The following is a 6,475-nucleotide window of genomic DNA, read 5'->3' as shown; positions in this document are numbered from 1 at the left end:
AGGCCGGTGTCCTAACCACTAGACGATGGGACCATCGTCGGGCGCTTTGGCGGCGCGCCGGAGAATCATGTTGGCTGAGGAGGTAGGACTCGAACCTACAATCGCCTGATCCAGAGTCAGGTGCCTTACCAATTTGGCCACTCCTCAGCGCAGCCCTGAAATATAACCAACGCCCGTCGCGCGCGCCACCGCGCCGCCGCGAGGCTATCTGCGCGAAGCTATCTAATCGACGTGTGGCGAAGCGTCTCGGCGTGGCGATTGACGAGCGCGTCGCATCGCGAGAGCAGCGCCGGGTTAGCCGAGTGGCGCTCGATCATGTAGCTCAGCTCGCCGAGGTCGTGGACCAGCAGTCGCAGGCATCGCTCGTACTCGTCGGGCGCCTGCAGCGCCTTGAGCAAATCCGAGACGAGATCTTCGAGCTCGGTCTCCTCGACTTCGAGCGCAATCTCAAGCGCGCGGTCGAGCCTGATTCCCGGCGTCGCGTCGCTCTGCGACTTTTCGAGCAACGCGCGCAACCGCACGATAGTCGCGTCTTCGAGTGAGATTGGACTTGGTTTGTCGAGCATCTCTTCCTGATCGAGCACGGTCGTCACCAGGTCGAGCGCGCCAACGTGGCGGGCTTCGTCCCGCGCCATCCCGAACCAGAAATCCTGCAAGGCGGGCTCGCGCGCAAAAATTTTCGCGAAGCGCGCGTAGAGCGCCATGCTTTGTTTTTCCAATGCGATGGTCGCATCGAGGACTTCGCGCGTCGTGGGCATCGTGGAGCGATGATAGCTGCTGAGTTCGAGCGGGGTAAAGTGCGAGCGTATAGGACCGCTGCGCGATTTTGGAAACCGGAACCGGCTTCCCGTGCGCGAAGCTGTCCGGAGACCAGAAGCCATGTCCTCCCGTCGCTAACGCTCCCGTCGTCAGGATGACATGCTGGCCTCGCGTTTTTTCGCTTCGGTCAGAGTGACAAAGGAGCAGAACCGGAGCGAAAAAGATCCAACAGGCGCTTCATCGCGATTCGCGATTCGATTGCGAAGGGTACGGTCGCGACCAGGTAGATGAAGAGCGTCATCGCGATTACCACCACTCGAACGCCGAACGGTCCGGCCACTACTGAATCGACGCTCACCGAACTCCATGCCAGGAAGACTATTATGCCGATCCAGATCGGCACGACCAGCCACACCAGTCGCATGTTTACGGTTACCAGGGTTCCCACGGCGTCGCGCCGGAAGCTTCCTTCGATTATCGGCAGGAATGAATTCTGATAACCGGCGACACGATGGAATTTGAAACGGCTGCCCGCCACTTTGCCCTCGAAATATCCGCGCTTGCTGGAAGTCGGCCATCCCCACTTCCGCGGCGGCTCGACGTTCTCTTGAAGAATGCGCGCGGCGTGGGCAGGACTCATCGGCGTCGTGAATTCGTACTTGCGAAATGGCGGCCGAAGATACTCGCGCAGCCAGCGTGGTTCGAAATCAGTTCCGGCGATTCGTTCGGCTTCAAACATTGCGACGTAAGAACGTAACGGAAGCGTCGCGTTAACGCACGAAGGCCCGACCGCGTTTAAGCGGACGTGCCTCCGGCTGGAGTTCACTGCGACTGTTCGCCGGTCGACGGAGTCGCGCGCGGTGTCGCAGTCGCGGGATTTGACCGCACAGGCGTGGCGAGATCTGTCGGAGTGGAGCCTTCGGATGGAACAGGCGTGGACGCGATAGAAGGGGTCGGAGACGAACTCATGGACGCTGGGGACGATGTCGGCGTCGTGGGCGTCGACGTCTCGGCCCCTGCACTCTTTACGGTCACGCTTAAGAGCGCGTCATTCTGGTAGCAGAACCATACCGTCCTCTTTTCGTTTCTGGTGGCAGCCTCGGTGGGCGACAGGACGATCTCTGCCAGGCCTATCGTGAAGACATCGGCTGCGAGTTCGCCGACCGCGATCGGTGCCTTAGCCGCGATGCCGTAGCCCTTGGTGTAAAGCAAGTATAAATCGCAGCTCGTGCCGCCGGCGCCTTTGCTCGTAGTGACCGGCGAGCCTAGCTCCTGCGTGACGGAGGAGCGGCTGTCACCGGGATGGAACTTCCCCAGATCGACAGGCGTTGGACGCGTCGCCTCCATGAATACGGAGCAGCCTGAGACAAAGCACAAGACGAGAAGTATGTGCCTGAGACGTAGAGACATATCCGGGAACCCCTTTTCTACTGGTTGCTCGAGTCTGTCGGCGCATTGGAGCCGTCGTACGGGACTTTGCCGACGCATACGTAGGACGGTACATAACCGAAGCTGAAGAGAGTCAGCATAAGTTGCCGGCTGTGCTCCAGCATCGTGACGTTCCCCTGCGCGAGCTCATCCAAGCGGGATTGGCATGCGTCGAGACCGCGGGCGGCGGCTGTCACGATCTTCTGATGATTGGCAGGATCGTCCTGAACCCCCTCCCAGGTGCTGCACCCCATCAAACAGCAGAGCGCGAGAGACAGAATCAGGATTCGCATTCCGCGTCAGGTTGACAGGTGTGTGAATGCAGGACAACACGTAACGGAAGCATACTGCTAAAGTGCGGAGGCCCGACCGCATCTCTGCGATCGGGCCTTCGCATTGGAATTGCGCAATTGCTACTTAGCTAGCTCTGTTGCTCGTGTCTCGCGGATGACTGTCACCCGAATCTGGCCGGGGTACGTCATGTCGGTTTCGATTTTGCGCGCGACGTCGCGCGCCAGCATCGAGGTGTCCTCGTCCGAGATCTGCGACGGTTCGACGATCACGCGCATCTCACGCCCCGCCTGCACGGCGAAGCATTTCTCGACGCCCTTGAACGACTTCGCGATGGTCTCGAGATCCTCGAGCCGTTTGACGTAGCTCTCGAGCACCTCGCGCCGCGCTCCCGGACGCGCACCTGAGAGCGCGTCGGCCGCATCGACCAGCGGCGCGAGAATCGTCTCGGCTTTGACTTCCTCGTGATGCGCCGCGATCGCGTTTACGATCTTCGCCGACTCGCCGTATTTGCGCGCGATCTCGCCGCCGATGAGCGCGTGCGAGCCTTCGACCTCATGCGTCAGCGCTTTGCCGATATCGTGCAGCAGCGCGGCGCGGCGGGCCTGCTTTTCGTTGAGCCCTAGCTCGGCCGCCATCGCTCCGCAGATGAACGCGGCTTCGATCGAATGCATCAGCACGTTCTGCGCGTAGCTGTAGCGATACTTGAGCATCCCGAGCAGCTTGACCAGTTCGGGATGGATTCCGTGCACGCCGACTTCGATGATCGCGCGCTGACCGGCCTCGCGAATCGATTCCTCGACCTGCTGCTCCGCCTTGCGCACGACTTCTTCGATCCGTCCGGGATGAATGCGGCCGTCCGAGATGAGCTGTTGCAGCGCGACGCGCGCGATCTCGCGGCGAATCGGGTTGTGGCACGAAATCACCACCGCCTCGGGAGTGTCGTCGATAATGATATCCACGCCGGTGGCTGCCTCGATCGCGCGGATGTTGCGACCTTCGCGGCCGATGATGCGGCCCTTCATCTCGTCGTTGGGGAGCGCGAGCACCGAGACCGTACGCTCGGCGACGAACTCGCCCGCCAGCCGCTCGATCGCAATCGCGACGACTCGCTTGGCGCGGCGGTCAGCCTCTTCGCGCGCCTCTTCCTCGACGATACGAATATGCTTGGCGGCGTCGGTGCGCGCCGAGCCGATCATCTCGTCCATCAGCGAGCGCTTGGCTTCCTCGCGGGTCAGGCCGGCGACAGCTTCGAGCTTGGTGCGAGCCTCGTCGATATGGGCCTGCAGTACTTCTTCCTTGTCGGTGAGACTTTTCTCGCGCGTGCGCAAACTTTGATCGCGCCGGTTGAGATCGGCTTCGCGCCGCTCGAACGCTTCCTGGCGCTTTTCGAAAGTCTCCTCGCGTGCTTCGAGCTTCTGTTCGATCGCGGCAATCTCGCGCCGGCGATCGCGCATCTCGCGTTCGGCGTCGGCCTTCGCGCCGACCACCATATCTTTCGCTTTTAGTTCAGCCTCCTTGACTACTAGCTGGCTCTTGGTTTGAGCCGCCTTGGTTATTTCCTCGGCCTGAGCGCGCGCGGCCTCCAGGTTAACGGCGTCGTTACGCTGTTTCGTTATTCCCCAAATGAAAAAGACCGCGCCACCAACTATGAATCCCAGGATTGCCATGATTAGAGCCACCCGGGTTTACCTCCTTCGTCCGCGTTCGGCGTGCTGGCAGTGGCGCTTCGCAGGCACGATGAACTACGGACTCGGTCACGATGAAGTTAAGCCGCTGGTCGAGCCCCGTTTCGGGGATCCGATCGAGCAGCTGGAATGAATAGGCGAGCCCCACAGTGATCGCTTCGCCGCCGAGTTGGCCGATGAAACGATCATAGTGACCCCCGCCACGTCCGAGTCGCTGACCTTCGAGTCCGAAGGCAACGCCGGGAACACAGACGAGAACTTTCGCGAAAATTTTGCTGTCGAGAACTTCCGCCGACGCCGGCGGCTCGAGGATTCCGTACGCACCGCGGGCAAGCTCGGCGCGATCGCGAACGCGTCGCGCGACTATCGTGCCCGTTGCAGTATCTACCCGCGGATAGAAGACAGCGCGTCCCGACGCGAGCGCGTCGGACAATATGCGGTTAGTTGAAACTTCGTTACCGATTGCGGCGTACAGAACAATTGCGGATGCGTCACGCCAAGATTCGCTCGCGAGCACTCGACGCTCGACGCTTTCCGACATTGCCGCCGCACGCTCGCCGGGGAGCGCGTCGCGGCATGCGATCATGATCGCGCGAAGATTTTTCTTTTCGTCCGCCACAGTCGTTGCCATGGCGGGAGCGGGTTCAACTGCTCGATTGCGCGGCGCCCTCGCGCGCGCGTGTCGTTGTCATTCTCGAACCGGCTGACAGCCGGCCTGTATCCGCGAAACGTTGCGTCGCGAAAGCCTTCGATGCGGTCGAAAAATATCGCACGGGCCTCATGCTTGTAAGCACCGCGTTTAGGCTGCTCTCGAGATCCACAATTCCAAATCCCGCCCCCGTCCGAAATCGCTCACCTCTCGGATGCCACGCGGCGTCATGACGAATCGTGCTCATCGTCATTCGCCGTCAATCGCCGCGGACAGCCGTTTATTCATCGCCGCGATCCGATCCACCAGCTCCTGATGCTCCTTGCGCAGGTGTTCGAGTTCCTCGGCGAAGTTTAACGCAGCCAGGATTGCCAGGTTCACGGAATTGATTGTCTGGCTCCCGGCGCGGATATCCTTAATCTTCTCGTCCACCGTCTCAGCCAGGGACTTGACCCAGTCGTCGCCCGCCTCGCTGGCGACCGTCAGGCTTTGTCCCATGATCTGGACGTTGACGCCCTTCATTCCCTATCCAAGATCGATCCCGTCGAAGCGGGTGAGGATTTTTTCGATCCGCGTGCGCACATCGTTGCGCTCGTTTTCATGTTGCTGTCGCTCGGCGCTCAACTGCTTCACCATACCGGAAGCGTCGGCATAGCGTTTCTCCATTTCGGCAAGCTTCTGCGCGAGTTGTTCGTTTTCCTTGCGCAACTGATGGATACGCGCAACGGAAGCTTGAATTCGTTCGTCTAGTTGCTTTAAGACATCTATGGCCATGGGAGGAAATCTTCTACCTTTAGTTTAAATTTCGATAAACTACGCTGTCAAGCTGCATAAGAACCGCTGGAACTCTGCTCCCCTGCGTCGTCAGTTGCAAATAGCGCGTCCACAAACTCGCGCGCGTCGAACTCGCGCAGGTCCTCGAGCGCCTCGCCCAGTCCCACGAACCGTACCGGAATCTTGAGTCGCTCCGCTACCGCGACCACCACGCCGCCCTTCGCCGTGCTGTCGAGCTTGGCCAGCACCACTCCGGTCACCGGTACCGCGTCGCGAAAAACGGCGGCCTGGCTGAGCGCATTCTGACCGGTGTTGGCGTCGAGCACGAGCCACGTCTCATGCGGCGCGCCCGGCAACTCGCGCGCGACGACGCGCGCAATCTTCTTGAGCTCTTCCATCAAATTAACTTTGGTTTGCAACCGCCCGGCCGTATCGATGAGCACCGCGCCAGTCTTGCGCGCGACTGCGGCCTTGACCGCGTCGAAAGCAACCGCGGCAGGATCCGAGCCTTGCGACTGCTTGATAATGTCGACGCCGGCGCGATCGCACCATACTTCGAGCTGCTCGATTGCGGCTGCTCGAAACGTGTCCGCCGCCGCGACGATCACGCTGCCGCGCTCGGCCTTGAGCCGCGCCGCCAGTTTCGCAACCGTCGTCGTTTTGCCGACGCCGTTGACTCCGACCAGCATGATAACGAGCGGCGCGTCGCCCGAGTCGGCGGGCGCACGATCGGCGGACGTCATGATAGTGGCGATCTCGGCCTTAAGCGCGTCGCGGATCGCGTCAGGGCGATTGTCGTTGCCCAACTTCGCGCGCACCGCGGCCGAAATCTTCATGCTCGCCTCGACGCCGACGTCGGCGGCGATCAGCGCCTCCTCGAGGCCCT

At 61.1% G+C, this 6,475-nt stretch carries 8 protein-coding genes and 1 tRNA gene; all 9 read right to left on the bottom strand.

All coding sequences use genetic code 11. From position 1 onward, the window contains the following. Positions 1-71: 71 nt before the first annotated feature. Positions 72-147: transfer RNA gene (locus VIW95_RS06470), tRNA-Gln, on the bottom strand. 71 nt (positions 148-218) lie between these two features. Further along, positions 219-758 carry a hypothetical protein gene (locus VIW95_RS06465; protein WP_331584618.1) on the bottom strand — a complete coding sequence of 180 codons (540 nt, stop codon included), beginning with the start codon at positions 756-758 and terminating at the stop codon, positions 219-221. 188 nt (positions 759-946) lie between these two features. Then, a complete protein-coding gene (locus tag VIW95_RS06460; protein WP_331584617.1) occupies positions 947-1,498 on the bottom strand; it encodes a hypothetical protein in 552 nt (183 codons plus the stop codon). A gap of 688 nt (positions 1,499-2,186) precedes the next feature. Continuing rightward, a complete protein-coding gene (locus VIW95_RS06455; RefSeq protein WP_331584616.1) occupies positions 2,187-2,441 on the bottom strand; it encodes a hypothetical protein in 255 nt (84 codons plus the stop codon). Between the two features lie 159 nt (positions 2,442-2,600). Then, positions 2,601-4,148, bottom strand: coding sequence for a ribonuclease Y (gene rny, locus VIW95_RS06450; RefSeq protein WP_349259298.1), 1,548 nt, complete (start codon positions 4,146-4,148; stop codon positions 2,601-2,603). Beyond that, the gene (locus tag VIW95_RS06445; RefSeq protein ID WP_331584614.1) at positions 4,081-4,797 is read right to left on the bottom strand and encodes a 5-formyltetrahydrofolate cyclo-ligase; all 717 of its coding nucleotides are present in this window, start codon (positions 4,795-4,797) and stop codon (positions 4,081-4,083) included. The genes rny and VIW95_RS06445 overlap by 68 nt, the downstream gene beginning before the upstream one ends. Before the next feature lie 267 nt (positions 4,798-5,064). Next, on the bottom strand, positions 5,065-5,337 hold the full coding sequence (locus tag VIW95_RS06440) for a cell division protein ZapA (RefSeq protein ID WP_331584613.1): 273 nt from the start codon (positions 5,335-5,337) through the stop codon (positions 5,065-5,067). A gap of 3 nt (positions 5,338-5,340) precedes the next feature. Continuing rightward, complete coding sequence (locus VIW95_RS06435) at positions 5,341-5,589, bottom strand: cell division protein ZapB (protein ID WP_331584612.1); 249 nt, start codon at positions 5,587-5,589, stop codon at positions 5,341-5,343. A gap of 47 nt (positions 5,590-5,636) precedes the next feature. Beyond that, positions 5,637-6,475, bottom strand: an 839-nt coding sequence (gene ftsY / locus VIW95_RS06430; protein ID WP_331584611.1) for a signal recognition particle-docking protein FtsY, incomplete at its 5' end; no start/stop codon positions are given.

Source organism: Binatus sp. (SeqCode) (assembly GCF_036522015.1).
GTDB lineage: Bacteria > Desulfobacterota > Binatia > Binatales > Binataceae > Binatus.
The sequence above is the reverse complement of the archived record's forward strand: the minus strand, read 5'-3'. Positions and strand labels throughout refer to the sequence as shown.